General features: G+C 72.3%; 21 protein-coding genes. 7 read left to right on the top strand and 14 right to left on the bottom strand.

Annotation, left to right across the window (positions count from 1 at the left end; translation table 11 throughout):
• Window positions 1-77: 77 nt before the first annotated feature.
• Both ACQP17_RS25885 and ACQP17_RS25880 read left to right on the top strand, forming a co-directional pair.
• Window positions 78-689 (top strand): DUF742 domain-containing protein, encoded by a 612-nt coding sequence (locus tag ACQP17_RS25885; protein ID WP_433858429.1) that lies wholly within the window; start codon window positions 78-80, stop codon window positions 687-689.
• The gene (locus tag ACQP17_RS25880) at window positions 670-1,248 is read left to right on the top strand and encodes a GTP-binding protein (protein ID WP_073760799.1); all 579 of its coding nucleotides are present in this window, start codon (window positions 670-672) and stop codon (window positions 1,246-1,248) included. Before ACQP17_RS25885 ends, ACQP17_RS25880 begins: the two co-directional genes overlap by 20 nt.
• Before the next feature lie 130 nt (window positions 1,249-1,378).
• Here ACQP17_RS25880 and ACQP17_RS25875 read toward each other — a convergent pair whose 3' ends face one another.
• The 4 genes from ACQP17_RS25875 to ACQP17_RS25860 all read right to left on the bottom strand — a co-directional run bounded on the left by ACQP17_RS25875 (window position 1,379) and on the right by ACQP17_RS25860 (window position 6,905).
• Window positions 1,379-2,035, bottom strand: a complete 657-nt coding sequence (locus ACQP17_RS25875) for a DUF4360 domain-containing protein (RefSeq protein WP_433858428.1) — start codon at window positions 2,033-2,035, stop codon at window positions 1,379-1,381.
• A gap of 354 nt (window positions 2,036-2,389) precedes the next feature.
• On the bottom strand, window positions 2,390-2,596 hold the full coding sequence (locus tag ACQP17_RS25870) for an acyl-CoA carboxylase epsilon subunit (protein ID WP_433860006.1): 207 nt from the start codon (window positions 2,594-2,596) through the stop codon (window positions 2,390-2,392).
• Window positions 2,597-2,656: 60 nt separating this feature from the next.
• Window positions 2,657-4,240 carry an acyl-CoA carboxylase subunit beta gene (locus ACQP17_RS25865; RefSeq protein ID WP_381476429.1) on the bottom strand — a complete coding sequence of 528 codons (1,584 nt, stop codon included), beginning with the start codon at window positions 4,238-4,240 and terminating at the stop codon, window positions 2,657-2,659.
• A 229-nt stretch (window positions 4,241-4,469) separates the two neighbouring features.
• Window positions 4,470-6,905, bottom strand: coding sequence for a polysaccharide lyase 8 family protein (locus tag ACQP17_RS25860; protein WP_433858427.1), 2,436 nt, complete (start codon window positions 6,903-6,905; stop codon window positions 4,470-4,472).
• A 271-nt stretch (window positions 6,906-7,176) separates the two neighbouring features.
• Here ACQP17_RS25860 and ACQP17_RS25855 point away from each other — a divergent pair, with 271 nt between their 5' ends.
• Window positions 7,177-7,821, top strand: a complete 645-nt coding sequence (locus tag ACQP17_RS25855) for a YceI family protein (protein WP_433858426.1) — start codon at window positions 7,177-7,179, stop codon at window positions 7,819-7,821.
• An 85-nt stretch (window positions 7,822-7,906) separates the two neighbouring features.
• Here ACQP17_RS25855 and cimA read toward each other — a convergent pair whose 3' ends face one another.
• Window positions 7,907-9,535, bottom strand: coding sequence for a citramalate synthase (gene cimA, locus ACQP17_RS25850; RefSeq protein ID WP_433858425.1), 1,629 nt, complete (start codon window positions 9,533-9,535; stop codon window positions 7,907-7,909).
• Between the two features lie 322 nt (window positions 9,536-9,857).
• The gene (locus tag ACQP17_RS25845) at window positions 9,858-11,186 is read right to left on the bottom strand and encodes an MFS transporter (protein ID WP_433858424.1); all 1,329 of its coding nucleotides are present in this window, start codon (window positions 11,184-11,186) and stop codon (window positions 9,858-9,860) included.
• Window positions 11,187-11,414: 228 nt separating this feature from the next.
• Here ACQP17_RS25845 and ACQP17_RS25840 point away from each other — a divergent pair, with 228 nt between their 5' ends.
• On the top strand, window positions 11,415-11,732 hold the full coding sequence (locus ACQP17_RS25840) for a hypothetical protein (RefSeq protein ID WP_364884932.1): 318 nt from the start codon (window positions 11,415-11,417) through the stop codon (window positions 11,730-11,732).
• 55 nt (window positions 11,733-11,787) lie between these two features.
• On the opposite strand, the gene ACQP17_RS25835 is transcribed toward ACQP17_RS25840, so the two are convergent.
• The 4 genes from ACQP17_RS25835 to ureA all read right to left on the bottom strand — a co-directional run bounded on the left by ACQP17_RS25835 (window position 11,788) and on the right by ureA (window position 15,962).
• Window positions 11,788-12,405 carry a TetR/AcrR family transcriptional regulator gene (locus ACQP17_RS25835; protein WP_433858423.1) on the bottom strand — a complete coding sequence of 206 codons (618 nt, stop codon included), beginning with the start codon at window positions 12,403-12,405 and terminating at the stop codon, window positions 11,788-11,790.
• Window positions 12,406-12,440: 35 nt separating this feature from the next.
• Window positions 12,441-13,481, bottom strand: a complete 1,041-nt coding sequence (locus tag ACQP17_RS25830; protein WP_433858422.1) for an agmatine deiminase family protein — start codon at window positions 13,479-13,481, stop codon at window positions 12,441-12,443.
• A gap of 85 nt (window positions 13,482-13,566) precedes the next feature.
• Window positions 13,567-15,261, bottom strand: a complete 1,695-nt coding sequence (locus ACQP17_RS25825) for an urease subunit alpha (RefSeq protein WP_433858421.1) — start codon at window positions 15,259-15,261, stop codon at window positions 13,567-13,569.
• Entirely contained in the window at window positions 15,258-15,962 is a 705-nt protein-coding gene (gene ureA / locus ACQP17_RS25820; protein WP_433858420.1) for an urease subunit gamma, read from the bottom strand. Before ureA ends, ACQP17_RS25825 begins: the two co-directional genes overlap by 4 nt.
• 262 nt (window positions 15,963-16,224) lie before the next feature.
• On the opposite strand from ureA, the gene ACQP17_RS25815 reads away from it, so the two are divergent.
• Window positions 16,225-17,667: a cytosine permease gene (locus ACQP17_RS25815; RefSeq protein ID WP_433858419.1), complete on the top strand. Its 1,443-nt coding sequence runs from the start codon at window positions 16,225-16,227 to the stop codon at window positions 17,665-17,667.
• Window positions 17,668-17,742: 75 nt separating this feature from the next.
• Here the strand turns inward: ACQP17_RS25815 and ACQP17_RS25810 are convergent, their stop codons facing one another.
• The 3 genes from ACQP17_RS25810 to ACQP17_RS25800 form a co-directional block, all read right to left on the bottom strand.
• Window positions 17,743-18,849 (bottom strand): branched-chain amino acid aminotransferase, encoded by a 1,107-nt coding sequence (locus tag ACQP17_RS25810; protein ID WP_433858418.1) that lies wholly within the window; start codon window positions 18,847-18,849, stop codon window positions 17,743-17,745.
• A 357-nt stretch (window positions 18,850-19,206) separates the two neighbouring features.
• Complete coding sequence (locus ACQP17_RS25805) at window positions 19,207-20,247, bottom strand: 3-isopropylmalate dehydrogenase (protein WP_433858417.1); 1,041 nt, start codon at window positions 20,245-20,247, stop codon at window positions 19,207-19,209.
• 225 nt (window positions 20,248-20,472) lie between these two features.
• A complete protein-coding gene (locus tag ACQP17_RS25800) occupies window positions 20,473-20,604 on the bottom strand; it encodes a hypothetical protein (RefSeq protein WP_433858416.1) in 132 nt (43 codons plus the stop codon).
• Window positions 20,605-20,956: 352 nt separating this feature from the next.
• Between ACQP17_RS25800 and ACQP17_RS25795 the strand changes: the two genes are divergently transcribed.
• Both ACQP17_RS25795 and ACQP17_RS25790 read left to right on the top strand, forming a co-directional pair.
• Window positions 20,957-21,307: a hypothetical protein gene (locus ACQP17_RS25795; RefSeq protein ID WP_433858415.1), complete on the top strand. Its 351-nt coding sequence runs from the start codon at window positions 20,957-20,959 to the stop codon at window positions 21,305-21,307.
• Window positions 21,298-21,582, top strand: a complete 285-nt coding sequence (locus ACQP17_RS25790; protein WP_433858414.1) for a hypothetical protein — start codon at window positions 21,298-21,300, stop codon at window positions 21,580-21,582. Before ACQP17_RS25795 ends, ACQP17_RS25790 begins: the two co-directional genes overlap by 10 nt.
• A 71-nt stretch (window positions 21,583-21,653) precedes the next feature.
• On the opposite strand, the gene pruA is transcribed toward ACQP17_RS25790, so the two are convergent.
• Window positions 21,654-23,285, bottom strand: a complete 1,632-nt coding sequence (gene pruA, locus ACQP17_RS25785; protein WP_364885196.1) for an L-glutamate gamma-semialdehyde dehydrogenase — start codon at window positions 23,283-23,285, stop codon at window positions 21,654-21,656.
• Window positions 23,286-23,334: the final 49 nt, after the last annotated feature.

Here is a 23,334-nt window from a genome sequence, read left to right as displayed (position 1 = left end):
GCAGTGCGTTTCCCGCCACCGCGCCTTATGGTTCGGTGGCGCGACCGGCGTCAGACAGGCAAGTTGGAGGAGGAGACGTGGCAACGCCCCCGAGCGGATACCCGTATGGTTCCGGACAGGAGTCCGGGCCTGTGGGCGAGACCCATCACAACCGCTTCAACTTCCCGTCCGCGCCGACCCATCGGCGGCAGCGGCCCCAGCCGCAGCAGCCGCCGCGATCCCAGCAGCAGCCCCGGCCGTACGACTCCCAGCCGTACGAGCCGTCGGTGTACGACCAGCCGCAGGCACCGCGCATCCAGCCGGTGCAGCCGCAGCGGCGGGCTCCCGAGCCCGCCTCGACCGGCGCGAACAACCCGCTCGTGCGCCCGTACGCCATGACCGGAGGCCGGACCCGGCCGCGCTACCAGCTCGCCATCGAGGCGCTGGTCAGCACGACCGCCGACCCCTCCCGGATGCAGGGCCAGCTGCCGGAGCACCAACGCATCTGCCACCTCTGCCGCGAGATCAAGTCCGTTGCCGAGATCTCCGCGCTACTCTCCATCCCCCTCGGCGTCGCCCGGATCCTCGTCGCCGACCTGGCGGAGGCCGGACTCGTCGCCATCCATCAGCCCGGCGGGGACGACACCGCCGGCGGACAGCCAGATGTGACACTGCTCGAAAGGGTGCTCAGTGGACTTCGCAAGCTCTAGCGGTGCAGCCCGCTCCACCACCTCCGCGAAAATCGTGGTGGCGGGCGGCTTCGGCGTGGGCAAGACCACGTTCGTCGGGGCCGTCTCAGAGATCAACCCGCTGCGCACCGAAGCCGTGATGACCTCCGCCTCGGCGGGCATCGACGACCTCACGCACGCGCCGGACAAGACGACCACGACCGTGGCGATGGACTTCGGCCGGATCACCCTGGACCAGGACCTGATCCTCTACCTCTTCGGTACGCCGGGCCAGGACCGCTTCTGGTTCATGTGGGACGACCTGGTCCGCGGTGCGATCGGCGCCGTGGTGCTGGTCGACACCCGGCGGCTGGCCGACTGCTTCCCCGCGGTCGACTACTTCGAGAACAGCGGCCTGCCGTTCGTCATCGCCCTCAACGGCTTCGACGGCCACCAGCCGTACACGCCCGACGAGGTGCGTGAGGCGCTCCAGATCGGCCCGGACGCGCCGATCATCATCACCGACGCGCGGCACCGCAGCGAGGCCAAGAGCGCCCTCATCACGCTCGTGGAGCACGCGCTGATGGCCCGCCTGCGCTAGCCGGCGGCCGGGCGCCCCGCGCCCGCACGCCGTATGACGAAAGGCCCCCACACCTCACCGGTGCGGGGGCCTTCGTCATACCCGGCCACGGGTCCGTGCGCTGCTCCGCGGACCGGTGGCCGGTGCGGCCTCACTTGCGGGCGGGGCACTCCTTCCACGCGAAGTGGTAGACGGTGTTGATGCTGCCGTCGGTGGAGTCCATGGCCATGTAGCTGGTGGCCTTGGGGTCCGAGGACTTGGCGTCCACCCGCATCTCGGTGTTGATGTTGAAGTAGCGCTCCTCGCCGCAGGGGGCGTACACGAGCGCGTCGACGTCGGTCTCGTCGGAGGTCTGCCAGTTGGCGTCGTAGGCGCCGACGAAGGTGTGGCTCTTACGGGCCGTCTGTGCCTGGCCCTGGAAGTAGTAGCCCGCCTGCTCCAGCCCCCTGGCGCCCCGGGCGAGGGAGGCGTAGCCGCGGTAGTCGGCCCGGGCGATGGCGTAGGTGAACCCCTGCGGGACGTGCACGTTCAGGGCGATCTGGCAGTTCTTGCGGGAGTCGGTCGGCTTGGTGCCGGCGCCCGCCTGGGCGAGGTATTCGCTGTACGTGACGGTGAAGGCGGTGTTGTCGGGGGCGATGGCGACGGCGGCGCTGCCGGGTCTGCAGCCCGAGCCGTTGACCGTGGCCACGGTTATCGTGATCTTTCCGGTCGGCGGTTCGTCGCCGAACCCTGCTGCGGTGGTGGGGGATGCCGATCCGGCGAGGAGCAACGATGCCACTGCGGCACCAGCACTGAGCCTGCTGAGCATGGGCTCTTCCTTCCGGTCGTCCTGTGGCCCGCGGCGCGGAACATCAGGAGAGGAATGACGAGCGCATGCCAGCACGGGCGGGGCTCCTCGCGCAGCTCCGCTCCCCAGGGTTGGGGCGAATCTACGCGTCATTCCGGCCGCGCCCTGCCAAACCGGAACACCCGGTCCGAAAAGCGATGTGGCCTCATATCCCGCGGATTCGGCGGTTGTTCGGCGGTATGGCGGGTGTTCGGCGGTATATCGCGTGATGGGGCGAGCGGGCCGCGGGCGCACACGCACGACGGGCCCGCAGCGCCTGGCTGCGGGCCCGTCGTGCGTGCGGTGGCGCCTCGTGCGGGCGGTGGTGCGCCGGTGTCAGCGCTGCCAGCTGGTCGCGCCGCGGAAGCCGTTCTGGCGCTCGAGGCGGCGCCAGCGGGCGGCGGTGGCGCGCGGACCGGCCGGGATCTCCGCGGGCCGGTGGGCGGCGCGGGCGAGCAGGACGGCGGTCAGGGCGGCGAGCTCTTCCTCGCTGGCCTGCCCCTTCTCCACACGGATGGAGTCGGTGCGCCGGTCGGTGTTCACAGGGGTCACGGTCTTCTCCGTCGTCGCGGTGGCGTGGTGCCTGGTGCGGTTGCGGGGTGGCTACTGGGGCGGGTTGCCGTGCTTGCGGGCCGGCAGGTCCGCGTGCTTGGTGCGCAGCATGTCCAGGGCGCGGATGAGGGTGTGGCGGGTCTCGGCGGGGTCGATGACGTCGTCGACCAGGCCGCGCTCGGCCGCGTAATACGGGTGCATCAGCTCGGACTTGTACTCCTTGACCATGCGGGTGCGCATGGCGTCGGAGTCGTCCGCCTCGGCGATCTGCTTGCGGAAGATGACGTTGGCGGCGCCCTCGGCGCCCATCACCGCGATCTCGTTGGTGGGCCAGGCGTACGTGAGGTCGGCACCGATGGACTGCGAGTCCATGACGATGTAGGCGCCGCCGTAGGCCTTGCGCAGCACGAGGGAGATCCGCGGGACGGTGGCGTTGCAGTACGCGTAGAGCAGCTTGGCGCCGTGCCGGATGATGCCGCCGTGCTCCTGGTCGACGCCGGGCAGGAAGCCGGGCACGTCGAGGAAGGTGACGATCGGGATGTTGAAGGCGTCGCACATCTGGACGAACCGGGCGGCCTTCTCGGACGCCTCGATGTCCAGCACGCCGGCCAGCGACTGCGGCTGGTTGGCGATGATGCCCACCACGCGGCCGTCGAGCCGGGTCAGCGCGCAGATGATGTTCGTCGCCCAGCGCTCGTGGACCTCCAGGAACTCGCCGTCGTCGACGATCTCCTCAATGACCTTGCGCATGTCGTACGGGCGGTTGCCGTCGGCCGGGACCAGGTCCAGCAGGGCGTCGCCGGAGCGGTCGGCCGGGTCCTCGCAGGGCACCGACGGCGGGTTCTCCCGGTTGTTGGCCGGCAGCAGCGAGAGGAGGTAGCGGACCTCCTCCAGGCAGGTGACCTCGTCGTCGTAGGCGAAGTGGCACACGCCGGAGGTCTCGGCGTGGACATCGGCGCCGCCCAGGCCGTTCTGGGTGATCTCCTCGCCGGTCACCGCGCGCACCACGTCGGGGCCGGTGATGAACATCTGCGAGGTCTCGCGGACCATGAAGACGAAGTCGGTCAGCGCCGGGCTGTAGGCCGCGCCGCCCGCGCAGGGGCCGAGCATGACCGAGATCTGCGGGATGACACCCGAGGCCTTGGTGTTGCGCTGGAAGATGCCGCCGTAGCCGGCGAGCGCGGAGACGCCCTCCTGGATACGGGCGCCGGCGCCGTCGTTCAGCGACACCAGGGGCGCGCCGGCCTGGATGGCCATGTCCATGATCTTGTGGATCTTGGTGGCGTGGGCCTCGCCCAGCGCGCCGCCGAAGATCCGGAAGTCGTGCGCGTAGGTGAAGACCGTGCGGCCGTGCACGGTGCCCCAGCCGGTGATCACGCCGTCGGTGTAGGGCTTCTTCGCCTCCAGGCCGAAGCCCGTCGCGCGGTGCCGCCGCAGCGGCTCGACCTCGTTGAACGAGCCCTCGTCCAGCAGCAGCTCGATCCGCTCGCGCGCCGTCAGCTTGCCCTTGGCACGCTGCGCTTCGGTCGCCCGCTCGCTGGGGCCCCGCCTGACCTGCTCGCGGATGGCGTGCAGCTCGGCGACGCGCCCGCGGGCGTCGTTGGCGCCGGCGGGCAGATCTTCGACAGTGGTCATGTATCGACGGTACGTGTGCGAGGCGTCCCGCACCGATGTCGGTTTCGTACAACGTCGCACGCGATTTGGTGGGCAGGCAGTACAGAACCGCGCTGTAGGTGCACCGCTCCCCGGCGCCCGTTCGGGTGGCGGGGCCGCGCCGGGCCTGTATGGGACCGACAAATGTAGGGGTCTCACCAGTGCCCGCGCGCCCGGAGCCGGCCGGGTCGCCCGGCCGGCGGGGGCGGCGTCAGCGCAGCCGGACCGTGCAGGTGTGGGTGGCGCAGGCGGTGCCGGGGGCCACCCGCAGCCGGAGGGCGGGTCCGGTCGCCAGCACCTCGATCGCCGGGTCGTGGCCGAGCACCGCGCGCACCGGCCCGGACCAGGTGATCTCCAGCGGCGCCCCGGAGCGCTCCGGGGCGGCCACGCACAGCCGCGCCGTCCGGTGCCCCGCGCGGACCAGCACGCTCGCCGGGCCGTCGGCGGCGAGCGGTCCGGCGGCGCCCGCCCGCCAGAAGTTCGCGGCCGTGACGCCGAGCGGGCGGACGGCGACGGCCTGCCGGGCGGCGTCGTTGGCGAGCACGGTCAGCCAGTGCCGGTCGGCGGCGCGGGCGGCGAGGGCGCGGGGGGTGGCGCCCGGCATGAGGAGGTAGGCGTAGCGGGCGTCGGTGGGGTCGGTGCCGTGGTCGTGCCAGAGGGTGAGGTAGCGGCGGGTGAACGGGCGGGTGGAGGAGGTGGTGTTGATGTCGTGCCAGCAGCCGGTGCGGGCCTCGCGCAGCGCCGTCAGGGGGGCGCCGCCGGGGAAGACGTAGCCGCCGTGGCCGGCGAGGTGGGCCCAGTGGGCGCGGCGGAAGGAGCGCGTCTCGCCGAGCGTGCCGGGCTGCCGTACCCCGTCGACGGTGAGCGCGGCGGTGCCCCGCTCCCCCAGGCAGCGGTTGTCGACGACCGTCTCGGCCGGCACGCCGTCGCGGGCGGTGATCCCGGCGCCCAGGCAGACCAGGCAGTCCGCGAGGGCGAACCAGGACTTCCTGGCGGTGAGGGTCGAGGACAGGCCCCGCAGGTCCTGGCCGATCGCGGCGAACTCGCCGTCGGTGGTGCCGCCGACCCAGCGCGCGGCGGGCTTGGGCTCGCCCCAGCCGCCGCCTTCGTTGTCGGCCAGCCGCTTGGTGGACACGGTGGTGCCGGGGAGCCGGTAGGGGTCGACGGTGGGCCAGAAGGCGTCGGTGTACTGGTCGCCCCCGAAGTCCGCGCCCCACCAGGAGAGCATGCCGGCGCCGGTGTGCCAGCCGCGCGGGTTCTCGCCGTTGCCGTTCTCGTAGTACGTGATCCGGTCGGAGGCCATGGCCAGGCAGGCGGCCCAGCCGGGGCGGCGGTGGACGGCGCGGTCCATGGCGGGGAAGAGCCGGTGGCCGACGGGCTCGGGGGCGGCGGGCGCCGCGCTGTCGGCGATGGCGTGCAGGCGGGCGAGGTCGGCGACGGTGTACTGCCGGTCGGTGAGGACCGGCAGCGTCCGGTCGCGGGCGGTCCAGCCCTTGATCATGGCGTGCCAGCGCGCCCGCTCGGCGTCGCCCGCGCCCTCGGCGAGCAGCGCGACGGCGGCGATCAGCGCGTGCCCGTGGTAGTGGTCGCTGCGCAGGATCTGCCGTTCGTCGGCGCGCAGGTAACCGCGGCTGACGGCCCGCCCGTTGACGCTGTCCATCATCAGCCCGTTGTGGAGCAGCGGGGCGTAGGCCCGCTCGACGCTGTCGAGGGCGAGCTGCCGCGCCGGGTCGGTGACCTGCCAGGACGAACCGCCCAGCAGGGTGAACAGCCGCCCCAGGCCGTCCAGCAGGACGGCGCCGTAGGTGCCGGAGTAGGCGACCCAGGTGTGCTGGACGAAGGAGCCGTCGGCGTAGAGGCCGTCGCCCCGGGTGACGTAGGGGAAGACCGGGGAGAGCGCGTCGCGGGCCAGCGCGATCCGGTCGGGGGCACGGCCCAGGACGCCGCGCAGCGCGACGACCCGGCACAGGTCGACGCGGTTGGCGCCGGTGCTGGTGCCGGAGTAGTCGCCGAGCGCGTCGTCGGGGACGAAGTGGTCGACGGCGGCGAGGCAGCGCTCGCGCAGGTCGCCGGGCACGCCGCCGGGCAGGTGCTCGTCGAGGATCGCGAGGGTGTCGAGGAGGAGGCGGGGGCTGCCGATCTGCCATTCCCACCAGTTGCCGTAGCGGGTGGTGCCGGTGCGGTAGACGGTGGCTTCGAGGTGGCGCAGGCCGGTGAGCACGTCCTCGGCGAGCCCGGCGTCCCCGGTGTGGCCGGTGCCGGGCTGGGCGTGGGCCTGGGCCATGGTGGCGAGCCGGCCGTAGCTCCGGGTGATGCCGGACGGCGGGTCGTAGGGGCAGTCCGGCCAGAGCGAGTCCGCGGCCGGACGCATGGCCGCCCGGAAGGTGCCGGCGAGCGCGCCGGTCTCCTTCAGGGCCGCGGCGTACGGCGGGGCGGCGGGGTCGAAGCCGCTGCCGAGGGTGAGGGCGCACCAGCGGGCACGCAGGGCGGTGAACTCGTCACCGGCCGCGGCGGCGGAGGCGGCCGGTGCGGGGCGGGCCCGCGCGGGAGGGGCGGGGAGGCCGAGCAGGCCCGCGCCGGCGGTGAGGAATCCGCGGCGGGACCAGCCGGACGGCGACCAGCGGGGCGAGACGGGGGCAGGCGGCACGGTCGGTCCTCTCCATGGCGTCAACGGGGCGGTGGCGCTGCGCACTTGGGAGTTTCCGATGGTCTAGCACGGGGCTCCGCGGGGCGGCAATGGCCGCGCCGGGGCGCCGCGGGCCACCCGTCCGGCGGAGCCCGCTCCCCCGGAGAGGCGTCCGGCGGAGCCCGCCCCCCAGAGAGGTTGAATGTTGAACCAGATATGGGTTACGGTAAATCTCGTTGAAGGTTAAACAACATCGGTCCCGTGCCGGGACCCCCGTCTTCGAGGAGGAGCCATGGCTCTGTTCCACCGCAAGCGCACCGCCGACACCCCCGGCGCCGCAGCCACCACCGCCCCCGCCGCCGCTGCCGTCCTCGACGCGGACTCCGGGCTCGCCGCGCTGACCGGCGACTACACCATCGACCCGGCGCACAGCAGCATCGGCTTCACCGTCCGGCACGCCATGGTCACCAATGTCCGCGGCGCGTTCGGCGACTTCGAGGGCGCCCTGCGGCTCGACGGCAGCGAGCCCTCGCGCTCCACCGCCTCCCTCGACGTCAAGATCGCCAGCGTCGACACCGGGATCGCGGACCGCGACGGCCACCTGCGCAGCGCCGACTTCTTCGACGCCGAGTTCTTCCCGCTGATGACCTTCCGCAGCACCGCCGCCGAGCGCGTGGCCGGCGACCGCTACCGCCTCACGGGTGACCTCACCCTGCGGGACGTCACCAAGCCGCTCACCATCGACCTGGAGTTCCACGGCTCGGCCACCGACGTCTACGGCGCCGAGCGGGTCGGCTTCGAGGGCGTCGCCGAGATCCTGCGCTCCGACTGGGGCCTGACCTGGAACGCGGCGCTGGAGACCGGCGGCGTGATGGTCAGCGACAAGGTCAAGCTCGTCTTCGACATCTCCGCCGTCAAGGCCGCCCCGCAGTCCTGACCCGCCCCTCCCCCATGACCGCGGCCCCGCACCGGCCTCCCCGGAGGTCCGTGCGGGGCCGCGGTCATGCCGTGCCCGGTGGCGCTCAGCCCTGCGGCTCGACCCCGGCGCGCAGCAGTCCGTAGGCGTAGGCGTCGTCCAGCGCCTGCCAGGACGCGGCGATGACGTTCTCCGCGACGCCGACCGTGGACCACTCGCCCTTGCCGTCGCCGGTGGAGACCAGGACGCGGGTGATCGAGCCGGTGCCCAGGGCGCCTTCCAGGATGCGGACCTTGTAGTCCACCAGCTCCATGTGCGCCAGCTCCGGATAGATCCGCTCCAGGCCCGACCGCAGCGCCCGGTCCAGGGCGTTGACCGGGCCGTTGCCCTCGGCGGTGGCGACGATCCGCTCGCCCTTGGCCCACAGCTTCACGGTCGCCTCGTTGGCGTGCGTCCCGTCGGGGCGGTCCTCGACGATCGCCCGCCAGGACTCGACGGTGAAGTAGCGCACCGGCGTGCCCCGGACCTCCTCGCGCAGCAGCAGCTCGAAGGACGCGTCGGCGGCCTCGTAGGTGTAGCCCGCCAGCTCGCGCTCCTTGACCCGCTCGACGAGGCGGCCGACCAGCTCGCGGTCGCCGCTGAGGTCGAAGCCCAGCTCCCTGCCCTTGAGCTCGATGGAGGCGCGGCCGGCCATGTCGGAGACCAGCATCCGCATGGTGTTGCCGACCAGCGCCGGATCGATGTGCTGGTAGAGGTCCGGGTCGACCTTGATGGCGGAGGCGTGCAGCCCGGCCTTGTGGGCGAAGGCGGAGACGCCGACGTAGGGCTGGTGGGTGGAGGGGGTGAGGTTGACGACCTCGGCGATGGCGTGCGAGATCCGGGTGGTCTCGGCGAGCTTGCCCTCGGGCAGCACCCGGCGCCCGTACTTGAGCTCCAGGGCGGCGGCGACCGGGAACAGGTTGGAGTTGCCGACCCGCTCGCCGTAGCCGTTCGCGGTGCACTGCACATGGGTGGCGCCCGCGTCGACCGCGGCCAGCGTGTTGGCGACCGCGCAGCCGGTGTCGTCCTGGGCGTGGATGCCCAGCCGGGCGCCGGTGTCCGCGAGGACGGTCCGCACCACCGCGGTGACCTGCGCCGGAAGCATCCCGCCGTTGGTGTCGCAGAGCACCACGACATCGGCGCCGGCCTCGCTCGCGGTCCGCACGACCTGCTTGGCGTAGACCGCGTCCAGCGCGTAGCCGTCGAAGAAGTGCTCACAGTCGAGGAAGACCCGGCGGCCCTGGGCGCGCAGGTAGGCGACGGTGTCGCGGACCATCGCGAGGTTCTCCTCGGGCGTGGTGCGCAGCGCCAGCTCCACGTGCCCGACGTGCGACTTGGCGACCAGGGTGATCACCGGGGCCCCGGACTCCAGGAGCGCGGCCACCTGCGCGTCGTCCTCGACGCGCACACCGGCCTTGCGGGTGGCGCCGAACGCGACCAGCCGGGCGTGCCGGAAGTCGATCTCCGCGCGGGCGCGCTGGAAGAACTCGGTGTCCCGGGGGTTGGCGCCGGGCCAGCCGCCCTCGATGAAGCCCACACCGAAGTCGTCGAGGTGCCGGGCGATGGTCAGCTTGTCGGCGACGGTGAGGTTGATGCCCTCGCGCTGCGCGCCGTCGCGCAGCGTGGTGTCGAAGAGGTGGAAGTCGTCGGACACCGCGGCAGCGGGGGTCGGCGAGGGTTCTGCTGCGTCCGTCATGCTGGTCTGGCTCCTGTCGGGATCTCGGTCTACCGGAATAACCGGTTCCACCGCCCCTCCATGCTCCCTCGCGCTCCGCCTCCGGTGAGGTGTGGGCCGGAAACGAAAAAACCCCTCGCGGGTGCGAGAGGTCTGCGCGCGGGTCTGGGACGACGGTGGCCGCGCCGTACTCGGTTCGTACGGGGCGGTCACTGCGGACCGGCGCGCCTGCTGCCAATAATCATGGCGAACGAGAGCACGGTCCGCAGTGTGCCACAAGCCCGGTCGGCGTGGACGGCGGTCTCACCATGCGGGCGCACCGTCCACGCGGCCGGCCGTGCGCTCAGTCGGCGACCGGCGCCGGCTGCGGCGTCCTCCCCACGGACACGCTCCCGCCGGTCCCGACCTGGTGCAGGTCGATGGTGCGGGTCTCGCGCATGCTGAGGTAGACGACCAGCGAGACGGCGGCGCAGCCGGCGACGTACCAGTAGTAGCCGGACTCGTGGCCGCCGCCCTTGAACCACAGGGCGACGTACTCCGCCGTGCCGCCGAACAGCGCGTTGGCGATGGCGTAGGGCAGGGCCACGCCCAGGGCGCGGATGCCGGTCGGGAACAGCTCGGCCTTCACACAGGCGTTGATCGAGGTGTAGCCGGTGACCACGACCAGGGCGAGCAGCGACAGCCCCAGGGCGGGCCAGAAGCTGCCGGCGTGCTTGAGGAGCGTCATGATCGGCACGGTCAGGAAGGTCGAGCCGACCGCGAAGGTGATCAGCAGCGGACGGCGGCCGATCCGGTCGGAGAGCTTGCCGGCCAGCGGCTGGAGGCACATGAAGAGGAACAGCGCGCAGAAGCTGACCAGCGAGGCGGTCGGCTTGTCCAGGCCGGCGCTGCCCGAGAGGTACTTGGTGAGGTAGGTCGTGTACGTGTAGTAGGCGACCGTGCCGCCCATGGTGAGCGCGATGACCAGGAACGCCTCGCGCTTGTGGGCCAGCAGCGCCTTGAGGGTGCCGCGCGCCGGGTCGGCCCGGGTGCCCTCGTCCGCCGCGTACACCTCGGTCTCCAGCATGTTGCGCCGCAGGTAGAAGACGATCGCGGCGCCCAGCGCACCGATGATGAACGGGATCCGCCAGGCCCAGCTGTGCAGGGCGTCCTCGGACAGCGTCCGCTGGAGCACGATCTGCAGGCCGAGGCCCAGCAGTTGTCCCGCGGTCATCGACACGTACTGGAAGCTGGAGGCGAAGCCGCGCTGCCCGGGGGCGGAGGCCTCGGTGAGGTAGGTGGCGCTGGCCGCGTACTCGCCGCCGACCGAGAGCCCCTGCAGCATCCGCGCGAGCAGCAGCACGGCCACGCCGCCGTAGCCCGCGACGCCGTACGTGGGGGCCACCGCGATCAGGATCGCCGAGGCGGACATCAGCGTGACGGTCAGGGTCAGCGCGGCCTTGCGGCCCTTGCGGTCGCCGACCCGGCCGAGCACCCAGCCGCCCACCGGCCGCATGAAGAAGCCGACGGCGAAGATCCCCATGGTGTTCATGAGGTTCGCCGTGTCATTCCCCTTCGGGAAGAACGAGTCGGCGAAGTAGACCGCGAAGCTGGCGTAGACGAACCAGTCGAACCACTCGACCATGTTGCCGGCCGAGCCCACCCAGATCTTTTTCCATTGCTCTCGTCCCATAGCCGCTAAAGGTCGCGGACCGGATGGCCGTGGGCAAGGGTCACGATCGCAACGATCGCGCGTACTTGCGTGCCTTGCGGTCACGGCGGGGCCGCGGAAGGGCCGGCCGGGGACCGCACGGCACGCGGGTACCCGTACCGCATAGGGTCACCGTCGAGGCTGCCCGCGGCGCGCCGGCGACCCGGTCAAGGACGCGGCCCGGGCCGTGCGAGAGAAGAGAGAAGCGAGATGTCCGAACCGCAACCGCAAGCAGGGCAACGGCCGGTCCCCACCAGTGCCGGGGAGGCGCTGGAGATCGGCCGGGGGCACTTCCCCGCCGTCTGGCCGGACGGGGAGCAGCCGACGCTGCACGTCCACGAATTCGACCTCGGCTACCTGGTGTACCCGGTGTTCCCGCCCCGGACGGACCCCACCGCCTATCCGCGGGACCCGGGCGGCTCCCACATCGTGATCTCCAAGGCGGACGGCGCGGTCAGCGCGCTGCCCAACCACCCCCCGGAGCAGGCCGTCGAGCTGTACCGCCGCCACTACCTGCCGGGGGCGTAGCGGCCCGTGGGGCGCGGGCGCCGCGGGTGGCGCCGCGCCCGTGCCCGACGGCCCGTCAGTCCCGGGGCACGGACAGCGATTCGTCGAAGAACTCCCGCAGATGGCCGAGCACCTGGTCCCGGTCCGTGCCCGGCAGGCCGACGACGAGGTGGGTGCCGAAGCCGTCGAGGAGGGCGCGGGTTCGGGTGGCGAAGCGCTCGGCGTCCACGGGCCGGAACTCGCCCTTCGAGGCGCCCTCGACGAGCAGCGCCACCAGGTCGCGGTGCCAGGCCAGCTCCAGGTCGAGCTGGCGCTCGCGGGTCTCGTCGTCGGCGTTCTGGGAGCGGTTCCACACCTCCAGCCACAGGGTCCAGCGCGGGTCGCGGTGGCCTTCGGGGAGGTAGAGGCCGACCAGCGCGTCGAGGCGTTCGCGGGCCGGGACACGGCGGGAGAGGGCGGCCCGGCGCTCGGCGCCGAGCTGCTCCTCGCTCCACTGGAGGGTCTGCACCAGCAGCTCGTCCTTGGTGCCGAAGTAGTAGAGGATGTGGCCGCTGCTCATCCCCACCTCGCGGCCCAGTCCGGCCATGGTCAGCCGGTCCAGGCCCTCCGCGGCGATGGTCGCCATCGCCGCGGCCAGGACCTGTTCGCGGGGCTGCTGGAGCCGGCGCCGGGGGCGGCGCGCGGGAGAGGGCACGGGGACCTCCGGGGTCGGCTGGGCGGGCCTTTGGCTCAGGCCCTCGGCTGCTGCTGGGTGATGCAGTGGATACCGCCACCCGCAGCGAAGATCGTACGGGCGTCCACGAGCGTCACCGTCCGGCCGGGGAAGAGCCGGCGGAAGAGCGCGGCCGCCTCCTCGTCGCGGGGGTCGTCGAAGCCGCACAGCACCACGCCGTCGTTGCAGAGGTAGTGGTTGAGGTAGGAGTAGTCGACCGGCTCGCCGTCCTTCTCGACGACGGTCGGCGCCGGCACCTCGACGACCTCCAGCCGCCGCCCCCGGGCGTCGGTCGAGGCGCGCAGCAGCGCGGCGATCTCGGTGCAGATCTCGTGGTCGGGGTGGGCGGGGTCGGGCTGGGAGTGGACGAGGACGGTGCCGGGGCGGGCGAAGGCGGCGACGAGGTCGACATGGCCGCGGGTGCCGAACTGCCCGTAGTCGGCGGCCAGTCCGCGCGGCAGCCAGATCGCCTCGGTGGTGCCCAGGTACGCGTGGACCTCGGCCTCGACCTCCGCCTTCGTCCGGCCCGGGTTGCGGCCCGGGTCGAGCTGGACGGTCTCGGTGAGCAGCACGGTCCCCGCACCGTCGACGTGGAGGCCGCCGCCCTCGTTGACCAGTGAGCCGGCGTAGCGGCGGGCGCCGGCCAGCTCGGCGACGTGCGCGCCGATCTCCTCGTCGCGGTCCCAGCGGGCCCACTCCTGGGCGCCCCAGCCGTTGAACACCCAGTCGGTGGCGGCGAGCCGGCCCGTGCCGTCGGTGAGGAAGGTGGGGCCGATGTCGCGCATCCAGGCGTCGTCGAGGGGGCGTTCGACGAGTGCGACGTCCGCGCCGAGGAGTGCCCGAGCGCCCTCGGACTGCCCCGGTCCGGCGACGACGGTGACCGGCTCGAAGCGGCGCACGGCGCGGGCGACGGCGGCCCAGGCGCGCCGGGCCCGGTCCAGCTCCGCCCCGCCCTCCTCGCCGAAGGTGAGGTTGGGGCCGGGCCAGGCCATCCAGGTGCGCGTGTGCGGGGCCCACTCGGCGGGCATCCGGAAGCCGTCGGCGGCTGGGGTGTTCATGCGGTGTCCTCGGGGTCGGTGGCGGTGGGGCGGGCGGGCCGGCGCACGGGAGGCGCCGCGCACCGGCCGGTGCGCGGCGCGGGGTTCACAGGAAGTAGAGGCGGGACAGCGAGACGGAGTCGGCCGGCTCCGAGCGCATCGGGTCACCGTCGAGGGTGACCAGGCCGCTGCCCCCGTCGACCTGCACCTGACCGATCCGGGAGTTGTGGACGAGGGTGCCGGGGCCGATGCCGCGGGTGCCGCGGACGGCGACCCGGCGCCGGCGGGTGGGCATCAGGTCACCGCCCTGCTCGGCCGCGGCCCGGGCGACGAAGGCCACCGAGATCTCCGCGGGGGCCGCGCCGTGCGCCCCGAACTGCGGCCCCAGCACCAGGGGTTCACAGGTGTCGGTGGCGGCGTTCGGGTCACCGGTGACCCCGTAGGCGGGGAACCCGGACTTCAGCACCAGCTGCGGCTTGGCGCCGAAGAACTGCGGCTTCCACAGCACGATGTCCGCCATCTTGCCGACCTCGATCGACCCGATCTCGTGCGCGAGGCCGTGGGCGAGGGCGGGGTTGATGGTCAGCTTGGCGATGTAGCGCAGCACCCGCGCGTTGTCGTCGTGCGGGCCGTCGCCCGCCAGGGGCCCCAGTTCGGCCTTCATCTTGCCGGCCATCGCGAAGGTACGGCGCACGGTCTCGCCCGCGCGGCCCATGCCCTGGGCGTCGGAGGAGGTGATGCCGATCGCCCCGAGGTCGTGCAGCACGTCCTCGGCGCCCATCGTGCCGGCCCGGATCCGGTCGCGGGCCATCGCGGCGTCGCCCGGCAGGTCGGTCTTCAGGTCGTGGACCGAGACGATCATGCCGTAGTGCTCGGCGACCGCGTCCCGCCCGAAGGGCAGGGTGGGGTTGGTGGAGGAGCCGATGACGTTCGGGACGCCGGCCATCTTCAGGACGTTGGGGACGTGACCGCCGCCGCAGCCCTCGATGTGGAAGGCGTGGATGGTGCGGCCGTCCAGCACCCGCAGGGTGTCCTCGACGGAGAGGCATTCGTTGAGGCCGTCGCTGTGCAGCGCGACCTGGACGTCGTGGTCCTCGGCGACGCGCAGCGCGGTGTCCAGGGCACGGGCGTGCGCCCCCATGTCCTCGTGCACCTTGAAGCCGCAGGCACCGCCCTCGGCGAGCGCCTCGACCAGCGGCGCCTCGCCCGAGGACGAACCGCGGCCGAGGAAGCCGATGTTGACCGGCCAGGCGTCGAAGGCACGGAAGGCATGCCCCAGCGCCCAGGGCGAGTTGACACCGACGCCCCACACCGGGCCGAATTCCTGGCCGATGATCGTGGTCACGCCGGAGGCCAGGGAGGCCTCCATGACGCGCGGCGAGAGCAGATGGACATGGGTGTCGACGGCGCCCGCGGTGGCGATCATGCCCTCGCCGGAGACGATCGAGGTGCCGGTGCCGACGACCACGTCGACGCCGTCGAGGGTGTCGGGATTGCCGGCCCGCCCGATCGCGTGGATGCGGCCCTCGCGGATACCGACGGACACCTTGCGGATGCCCTGCACCGCGTCGATGACCAGCACGTTGCTGATCACCAAGTCGCAGGTCTCGCGGACCGCGGCGGCCTTGAGGTGCAGCCCGTCGCGGGCGGTCTTGCCGAAGCCGGCCAGGAACTCGTCGCCGGGCTTCTGGGCGTCCGACTCGACCCGGACGACCAGGCCCGAGTCGCCGAGGACGACCCGGTCGCCGGCCCGCGGGCCGTGCACCGAGGCGTACTCGTGGGGATCGATGCCGTCCGTCATGCCTGCTCCTCCGCTCCCAGGTAGCCGCAGGCGGCGGCCCGCCGCAGCGCTTCCGCCTTCGCGCCCGGCGCGTCCAGCGGGCCGTCCACCAGACCGGCGAAGCCGATCGCGATCCGGTCGCCGCCGATCGGCACCAGCCCGACCTCCTCGGTCCCGCCGGGGTCGAACCGCACCGACGAGCCGGCCGGGACGCACAGTCGCATGCCGTACGCGGCCGCCCGGTCGAAGGCCAGCCGGGGGTTGACCTCGAAGAAGTGGAAGTGCGAGGTGACGCTGACGGGCACCGTCGCGGTGTTGCGCACGGTCAGCAGCGTCTCGGGCTCCGGCGCCGGACCGGCCGGTCCGGGCAGCACCGCGCCGGGGGCCGGCGCCGCGCCGTCGCGGCCGGACGCGGGGCCGGCGCCGATCGGGTCGCCGACCACCGCGAGCCGGGAGCCGTCGTCGAAGACGGCCTCCACATGCACCTCGGTGACGACGTCGGCCACGCCCGGCAGCACATCGTCCGGGCCGAGCACGCCGCGGGCGGCCTCGATGGCCTGCGCGAGGCGGCGCCCGTCCCGCGCCGCCTCGCAGACGGTGTCCGCGATCAGCGCGGTCGCCTCGGGCACGTTCAGCTTCAGTCCGCGGGCCCGGCGGGCCCGGGCGAGTTCGGCCGCGCCGAAGAGCAGCAGCCGATCGCGTTCGGTCGGGGTCAACCGCATCCCGTCACACCTCCCGGTCGTTTAGAGCGCCACTCTAACCATGAAATTCGCAACGGGGAAAGCATTGACCGTGAGCAAGAGGATGAGCGAGATTGAGCGCTGAACCAGAGATGTGGGCCGATAGAGCGACACTCTAAATGATCTCGCCGCCCGCAGCGCCCGGTGCGCTCCGCAGCCGCGGCTCGGAGCCCCGCACCCACCGGGCGGCGCCCGCAGCGGCACCGCTCACCACACTGTTGTCCGGCCTCTCAGGGGAGCCCTCATGCCGATCGAACAACGCGGAGTCGACACCGTCCCGGACGAGGAACGCACCAGCGGCCCCCGGGACCTCGTCTCGATCCTGCTCGGGTCGAACCTCGCCCTGGGTGTGGTGATCTTCGGCTGGCTCCCGGTCTCCTTCGGGCTGGGCTTCTGGCCCTCGGTGACGTCCCTGGCGGCCGGCACCGTCGCCGGCACCCTGCTGACCGCCCCGCTCGCCCTGGTCTCGCTGCGCAGCGCCACCAACCTGTCCACCAGCAGCGGCGCCCACTTCGGGGTGCGCGGCCGGCTGATCGGCTCGGTCATCGGCCTGCTGCTGTCGCTGGGCTACACCGCGCTGACGCTGTGGGTCGGCGGGGACGCGGTCGTCGGGGTGCTGCACCGGCTCCTGGGCCTGCCGGCCGGCGGCGCGGCCTACGCCGTCGTCTACGCCCTGCTGGCCGGCGCCACCACCCTCGGCGCGGTCTACGGCTACCGGGTGCTGCTGCGGCTGAGCAAGGTGCTCGCGCTGGGCCTGACCGCGCTGCTGGCCGTCGGCGTCGTCGCGTACGCCGGGACGTTCACCACCGCGCCGCCGCACGGCAGCAGCTATCTGCTGGGCGGCTTCTGGCAGACCTGGCTGCTGGCCGCCGTCTCCGCGGGCCTGAGCGGCCCGATCGCGTTCATCACCCTGCTCGGGGACTACAGCCGCTACATCTCCCCGCGCCGGCACAGCGGCCGGCGGGTCTTCGGCGCCACCTGTCTGGGGCTGGTGGTGGGCCTGCTGGTGCCGCAGCTGTTCGGCACGTTCACCGCGCTCGCCGTGGGCGCGGGCAGCGACTACGCGGGCCCGCTGGTGGCCGGCGCCCCCTTCTGGTACCTGGCGTTCCTGCTGCTCAACGCCTCGGCAGGGTCGGTCGGCAACGCCGGTCTGATGCTCTACAGCATGGGCCTGGACCTGGACGCGATCCTGCCGCGCGCCACCCGCACCCGGGCCACCTCGGTCGTCGCCGTGCTGTCGACCGTGCTGGTCTACGCCGGTCACTTCCTGTGGGCCGCGCAGGACGCCATGACCTCGTTCGTCCTGCTGATGACGGCCGTCGGCACGCCCTGGGCGGTGATCACCGTGATCGGCTTCGTCCGCTGCCGCGGCGCCTACGACCCGGATTCCCTCCAGGTCTACAACCGCGGCACCCGCGGCGGCGTGTACTGGTACCGGGCGGGCTGGCACGTGCGGGCCGCCGCCGCCTGGGCGCTGGGCTCGGTGGTCGGTGTGCTCGGCGTGGACACGCCCTTCTACCGGGGGCCGCTGCTGCCCCTGACCGGCGGCATCGATCTCAGCTTCCTGCTCGCGGCGGCCGTGGGCGGGCTCGCCTACCTGGCCCTCACCGCCCGCGAGCCGCACCCGGTGGGCGGGGCCGCCCGGCCGCCCGCGGCCCCGGCGCCGGCCCCCGCGGAGGCCGGCTGAGCGGGCCCGACCGGCCGTACGGACGGCCGCGGCCCCCTGCCCCGAACGGGGCGCGGGGGCCGCGGCCGGTCATGATCAGCCCAGGGGGTGCATCCAGCCGTGCGTGTCCCCGGCGACGCCGCGCTGGATGTCCAGGAGCGCCTCGCGCAGCTTGAGGGTGACCTTGCCCGGCTCGCCGTCGGACTGGGTCCACTCCCCGCCCGCGCTCTTGACCGTGCCGACCGGGGTGATCACGGCGGCGGTGCCGCAGGCGAAGACCTCGGTGAGGGTGCCGTTCTCGGTGTCGGCCTTCCACTGGCCGATGGAGACCCGGGCCTCCTCGGCGGTGTAGCCCAGATCGCGGGCGACCGACAGCAGCGAGTCACGGGTGACACCGGCGAGGAGGGAGCCGGTCAGCGTGGGCGTGACGATCTTGACGTGGCCCGCGGCGGCGTCCTCGTACACGAAGTACAGGTTCATCCCGCCGAGCTCCTCGACCCAGGTGTGCTCCACGGCGTCGAGGTAGGCGACCTGGTCACAGCCCTGCGCGGCGGCCTCGGCCTGCGCCAGCAGCGAGGCGGCGTAGTTGCCGCCGGTCTTGGCGTCGCCCATGCCGCCGGGGACGGCCCGCACCCGGTCCTCGGACAGCCAGATCGAGACCGGCTGGACGCCACCGGGGAAGTAGGCACCGGCCGGCGAGGCGATCACCACGAAGAGGTACTCGTTGGCCGGCTTCACGCCGAGGCCGACCTCGGTCGCGATCATGAACGGACGCAGGTAGAGCGACTCCTCGCCGCCGTGCGCCGGCACCCAGTCCTTGTCCTGCGCCACCAGCGCGTCGCACGCCTCCAGGAAGGTCTCGACGGGCAGCTCCGGCATGGCCAGCCGGCGCGCGGAGGCCTGGAAGCGCCGGGCGTTGGCGTCCGGGCGGAAGGTGGCGACGGTGCCGTCGGGCTGCCGGTAGGCCTTCAGGCCCTCGAAGATCTCCTGCGCGTAGTGCAGGACATTGGTCGCCGGGTCGAGCGAGAGCGGCCCGTAGGGCACGAGCTGGCCGTCGTGCCAGCCGCGGCCCTCGGTCCACTTGATCGTCACCATGTGGTCGGTGAAGTGGCGGCCGAACCCGGGGGCGGCCAGGATCTGCTCCCGCTCCGCGTCGGACAGCGGATGCGAGGAGGGCTTGAGCTCGATCGTGGGCGTCGTCATGAGTGCATGTCCTTCACTGCGTGTTCCGATACCGCTCGTCACCGGACCGGCACTCCGGCCGGGGAGTGAGGGGGTGGGCCCCCACCATGCGGCACCGGTGCGGTCTGTACGGCCGCGCTCACGGCAGTTCTTGAACGTACCGGTCGTGCCGGGAACGTCCGAGTTCTCGCGGGCGGCGATGCCACGTCCGATTATCGCTCGTGGCCCCCGGCCACCGGAACCGTGTGCGCGCTCCGGCTCCGATGGTCGCACCTCCGCGGGCCGGGGCGCCGAGCGGGTCACGACATACAGCGCCGGACCTGGACGTATCCGTCCCGGCCCGGCGCTGTGGGTGGTGCGTGTGCGCTGCTGCGGGCCTCAGCCCGCTACGCGTGCGGCGAGCGCGTCGCCGGTCTCGTCGGTGCTGCGCGGCGCGTCGCCGCGGGCCTGGAGGTCGGCCGCTACGGCCTCCTCGATGCGGGCGGCCTGCGGGGCGTAGCCGAGGTGGCGCAGCAGCAGGGCGACCGAGAGGACGGTGGCCGTCGGGTCGGCCTTGCCGGTGCCCGCGATGTCCGGGGCCGAGCCGTGCACCGGCTCGAACATCGAGGGGAACGCGCCGGTCGGGTTGATGTTCCCGGAGGCGGCCAGGCCGATGCCGCCGGTGACGGCCGCGGCGAGGTCGGTGAGGATGTCGCCGAAGAGGTTGTCGGTGACGATCACGTCGAACCGCTCGGGCTGGGTGACGAAGAAGATCGTCGCGGCGTCGACATGCAGGTAGTCGGTGGTGACCTCGGGGTACTCCCGGCCGACCTTGTCGAAGATGTTCTTCCACATGTGGCCCGCGTACACCAGCACGTTGTTCTTGTGCACCAGCGTCAGCTTCTTGCGGGGGCGGGCGTTGGCCCGCTCGTACGCGTCGCGGACCACGCGCTCCACACCGTAGGCGGTGTTGAGGCTGACCTCGGTGGCGACCTCGGCGGGGGTGCCGGTGCGCAGCGAGCCGCCGTTGCCGGTGTACGGGCCCTCGGTCCCCTCGCGCACCACCACGAAGTCGATGTCGGGGCGGCCGGCGAGCGGGGTGGCGGTGTTCGGGAAGAGCTTCGAGGGGCGCAGGTTCACGAAGTGGTCGAAGGCGAAGCGGAGCTTGAGCAGCAGCCCGCGCTCCAGCACACCGGACGGCACGGACGGGTCGCCGATCGCGCCGAGCAGGATCGCGTCGTGCTGCTTGAGCGACTCCAGCTCCTCGTCCGGCAGGGTCTCACCGGTCGCGTGCCATCGCCGGGCACCGAGGTCGTACTCCTTGGTTTCCAGCTTGACGTCCTGCGGGAGGACCGCGGTCAGGACCTTCAGGCCCTGGGCCACCACTTCCCGGCCGATTCCGTCACCGGGGATCACTGCGAGGCGAATGCTGCGAGACATACTGCGGACCCTACGCGCCCGTCCCATTGTTTGACACGTAACGTCCGCCATACGGACATGGGGTGAGCCCCGTGCGCGCACGTGAGGGGCGCCCGGAGTGCGGGCGCCCCTCACGGTCAGGACAGGAAGAGCCAGCGGGTCACGGACTGCCGGATCCGCCAGCAGCAGCGGCACGGTACCGAGGCCTGCCTGGTCGGCCCCGGCCCGCTTCGCACGCGCAGCACGTCAGTGCCCGGTGGAGCCGCCGTTGTCCCGGCGGTCGAGGGCACGTTGCAGGGCGGCCGCCGCGTTCCTGCGGTCGACTTCGTTGGTCGTCCGGACGGAGTGACGGGTCCTGCGGACAGCGGTCTCGGCCATGATGCACGTCTCCAATGCCAGAGCCCCGAGAAGAAATGGGTGCGTCGAACCATGAGCGGCCGGAAAGGGCGGGGGCCCCGGCGCGGCAGGGGTCACCTGCGCGTGCGCACCGGGCCGCATCCGCCAGCGCTCGATGGAGCGCCACGTTCGGCTTCCTACAACGCTAGGACAGCTCGGCCGTGATGTCTGCACAATTACTTGGGCTTCCTACTATCTGAGACGGCGCGCATGCGCTCGAACGAGTGATCCGCGAACATTCCCTGGTCACAGCCGTCCAAGCGCTCCCTAGCGTGACGGTGTCGCCCGCGCCACGAGGCCGAGCCCACCCACACTCAGGAGGAGGTGCTGCACCATGACGCCCGAGACCACGAGAGCCGAGGACCCCGCCCACGGACCGGATCCGGACGAGGCCCTGTGGCAGGCATGGAAAGCCATGAAGCTTCCCGAGGGCCTTCGCGCCGAGTTCATCGAGGGGTTCATCCAGGTGTCGCCCACCGGACGTTTCACACACGGCCTGATCGCCAACCGGCTCCGCCGCGCCATCGACAAGCACCTCGACGAGGGTGCCTACGCGGCGTACCAGGACATGAACGTGGTCCACGAGCAGAAGGTCTGGTTCCCCGATTGCTTCGTCGCGCCGAAGAACCCGAGGGACATGTCTCCGGCGACGGCATCGGTATGGACGCGTCCGGCGTGCAGTTGATCATCGAGATGGTCTCCGGGGGGCACCCCGGCACCGAAAGCGACCGGGAGCGCAAGTGCCGTGCCTACGCCCGCGCCGGCATTCCCGCCTGTGTCCTCATCGACGACCATGACGGCCTCGGGACGGTTTCCGTGCTCACCGTCCCCCGGCCCGACGAGGCGGCTTACGCGGACACCCACCGCGTGGCGTACGGCATCGACATCACCCTCCCCGAAGGCCCCGCCAAGGGCTTCACCATCGGCGAGGAGATCACCGGCCCGCCGCGCAACGCCTGACGCGACACCGACGGCCCGGCGCCCCCGGGGAGAGGGGGTGCCGGGCCGTCGGCGTGCGTGCCGCCCTGGGGTCAGCCCATGTGCGGGTAGCGGTAGTCCGTCGGCGGGACCAGGGTCTCCTTGATGGAGCGGGTCGAGGTCCAGCGCATCAGGTTCTGCTTGGCGCCGGCCTTGTCGTTGGTGCCGGACGCGCGGCCGCCGCCGAAGGGCTGCTGGCCGACGACGGCGCCGGTCGGCTTGTCGTTGATGTAGAAGTTGCCCGCGGCGAAGCGCAGCTTCTCGCAGGTCTCGGCGGCCGCGGCACGGTCCCGGGCGATGACGCAACCGGTCAGGCCGTACGCCGAGGCGGACTCCATCTGGGTGAGCATCGCGTCGTAGTCGGCGTCGTCATAGACGTAGACGCCCAGGATCGGGCCGAAGTACTCGTCCTTGAAGATCTCGTTCTCCGGGTCGGTGGAGACCAGGACCGTCGGGCGGACGAAGTAGCCCTCGCTGTCGTCGTACGTGCCGCCGGCCACGACCTCGACCGTCGGGTCGGCCTTGGCGCGGTCGATCGCCGCCTTGTTCTTGGCGAAGGAACGCTCGTCGATGACGGCGGACATGAAGTGCGACAGGTCCGAGACGTCACCCATGGACAGGGCGTCGACCTCGGCCGCGAACTCCTCCTTGAGGCCGGAGTTCCACAGCGAAGCGGGGACGTAGGCACGGGAGGCCGCGGAGCACTTCTGGCCCTGGAACTCGAAGGCGCCACGGGTCATGGCGGTCTTCAGCACGGCGCGGTCGGCCGTGGGGTGGGCGACGATGAAGTCCTTGCCGCCGGTCTCGCCGACGAGGCGCGGGTAGGTCTTGTAGTTCTCGATGTTGTTGCCGACCGTCTTCCACAGGTACTGGAAGGTCTTGGTCGAACCGGTGAAGTGGATGCCCGCGAGGTCCGGGTGGTTCAGCGCGACCTCGGAGACGTCCTTGCCGTCGCCGGTGACGAGGTTGATGACGCCCTTGGGCAGCCCGGCCTCCTCCAGCAGCTGCATCAGCAGCACGGCCGCGTAGGTCTGCGTCGGGGACGGCTTCCAGACCACGACGTTGCCCATGAGGGCGGGCGCGGTCGGGAGGTTGCCGGCGATCGCGGTGAAGTTGAACGGCGTGATCGCGTAGACGAAGCCTTCGAGGGGGCGGTGGTCCGAACGGTTCCAGACGCCCGGGGAGTTCGCCGGGGGCTGCTCGGCGAGGATCTGGCGTGCGAAGTGCACGTTGAAGCGCCAGAAGTCGATGAGCTCGCAGGGGGTGTCGATCTCGGCCTGCTGGGCGGTCTTGGACTGGCCGAGCATGGTGGCAGCGGCCATCGTCTCGCGCCAGGGGCCGGAGAGCAGATCGGCGGCCTTGAGGATGATCGCGGCGCGGTCGTCGAAGGGCAGCGCGCGCCAGGCCGGGGCGGCGGCCAGCGCGGCGTCGACCGCGTCCTGGCCGTCCTTGACGGTGGCGTTGGCGTACGTACCGAGCCGGGAGGCGTGGTGGTGGGGCTGGACGACGTCGAAGCGCTCGCCGCCGCCCATCCGGCGCTCACCGCCGATGGTCATCGGCAGCTCGATCGGGTTGTCGGCCAGCTCCTTGAGCTTGGCCTCCAGACGGGAACGCTCCGGGCTGCCGGGGGCGTAGGTGTGGACCGGCTCGTTCACCGGCACGGGGACCTGGGTCACAGCGTCCATAGCGGCCGTGTCTCCTTCGATTTCGCTCGTCGGTTGTCGTACGTCGTGG

It is taken from the genome of Streptomyces kronopolitis, assembly GCF_050953795.1.
GTDB lineage: Bacteria > Actinomycetota > Actinomycetes > Streptomycetales > Streptomycetaceae > Streptomyces > Streptomyces kronopolitis_A.
This window is presented reverse-complemented; position numbering and strand designations above follow the sequence as displayed.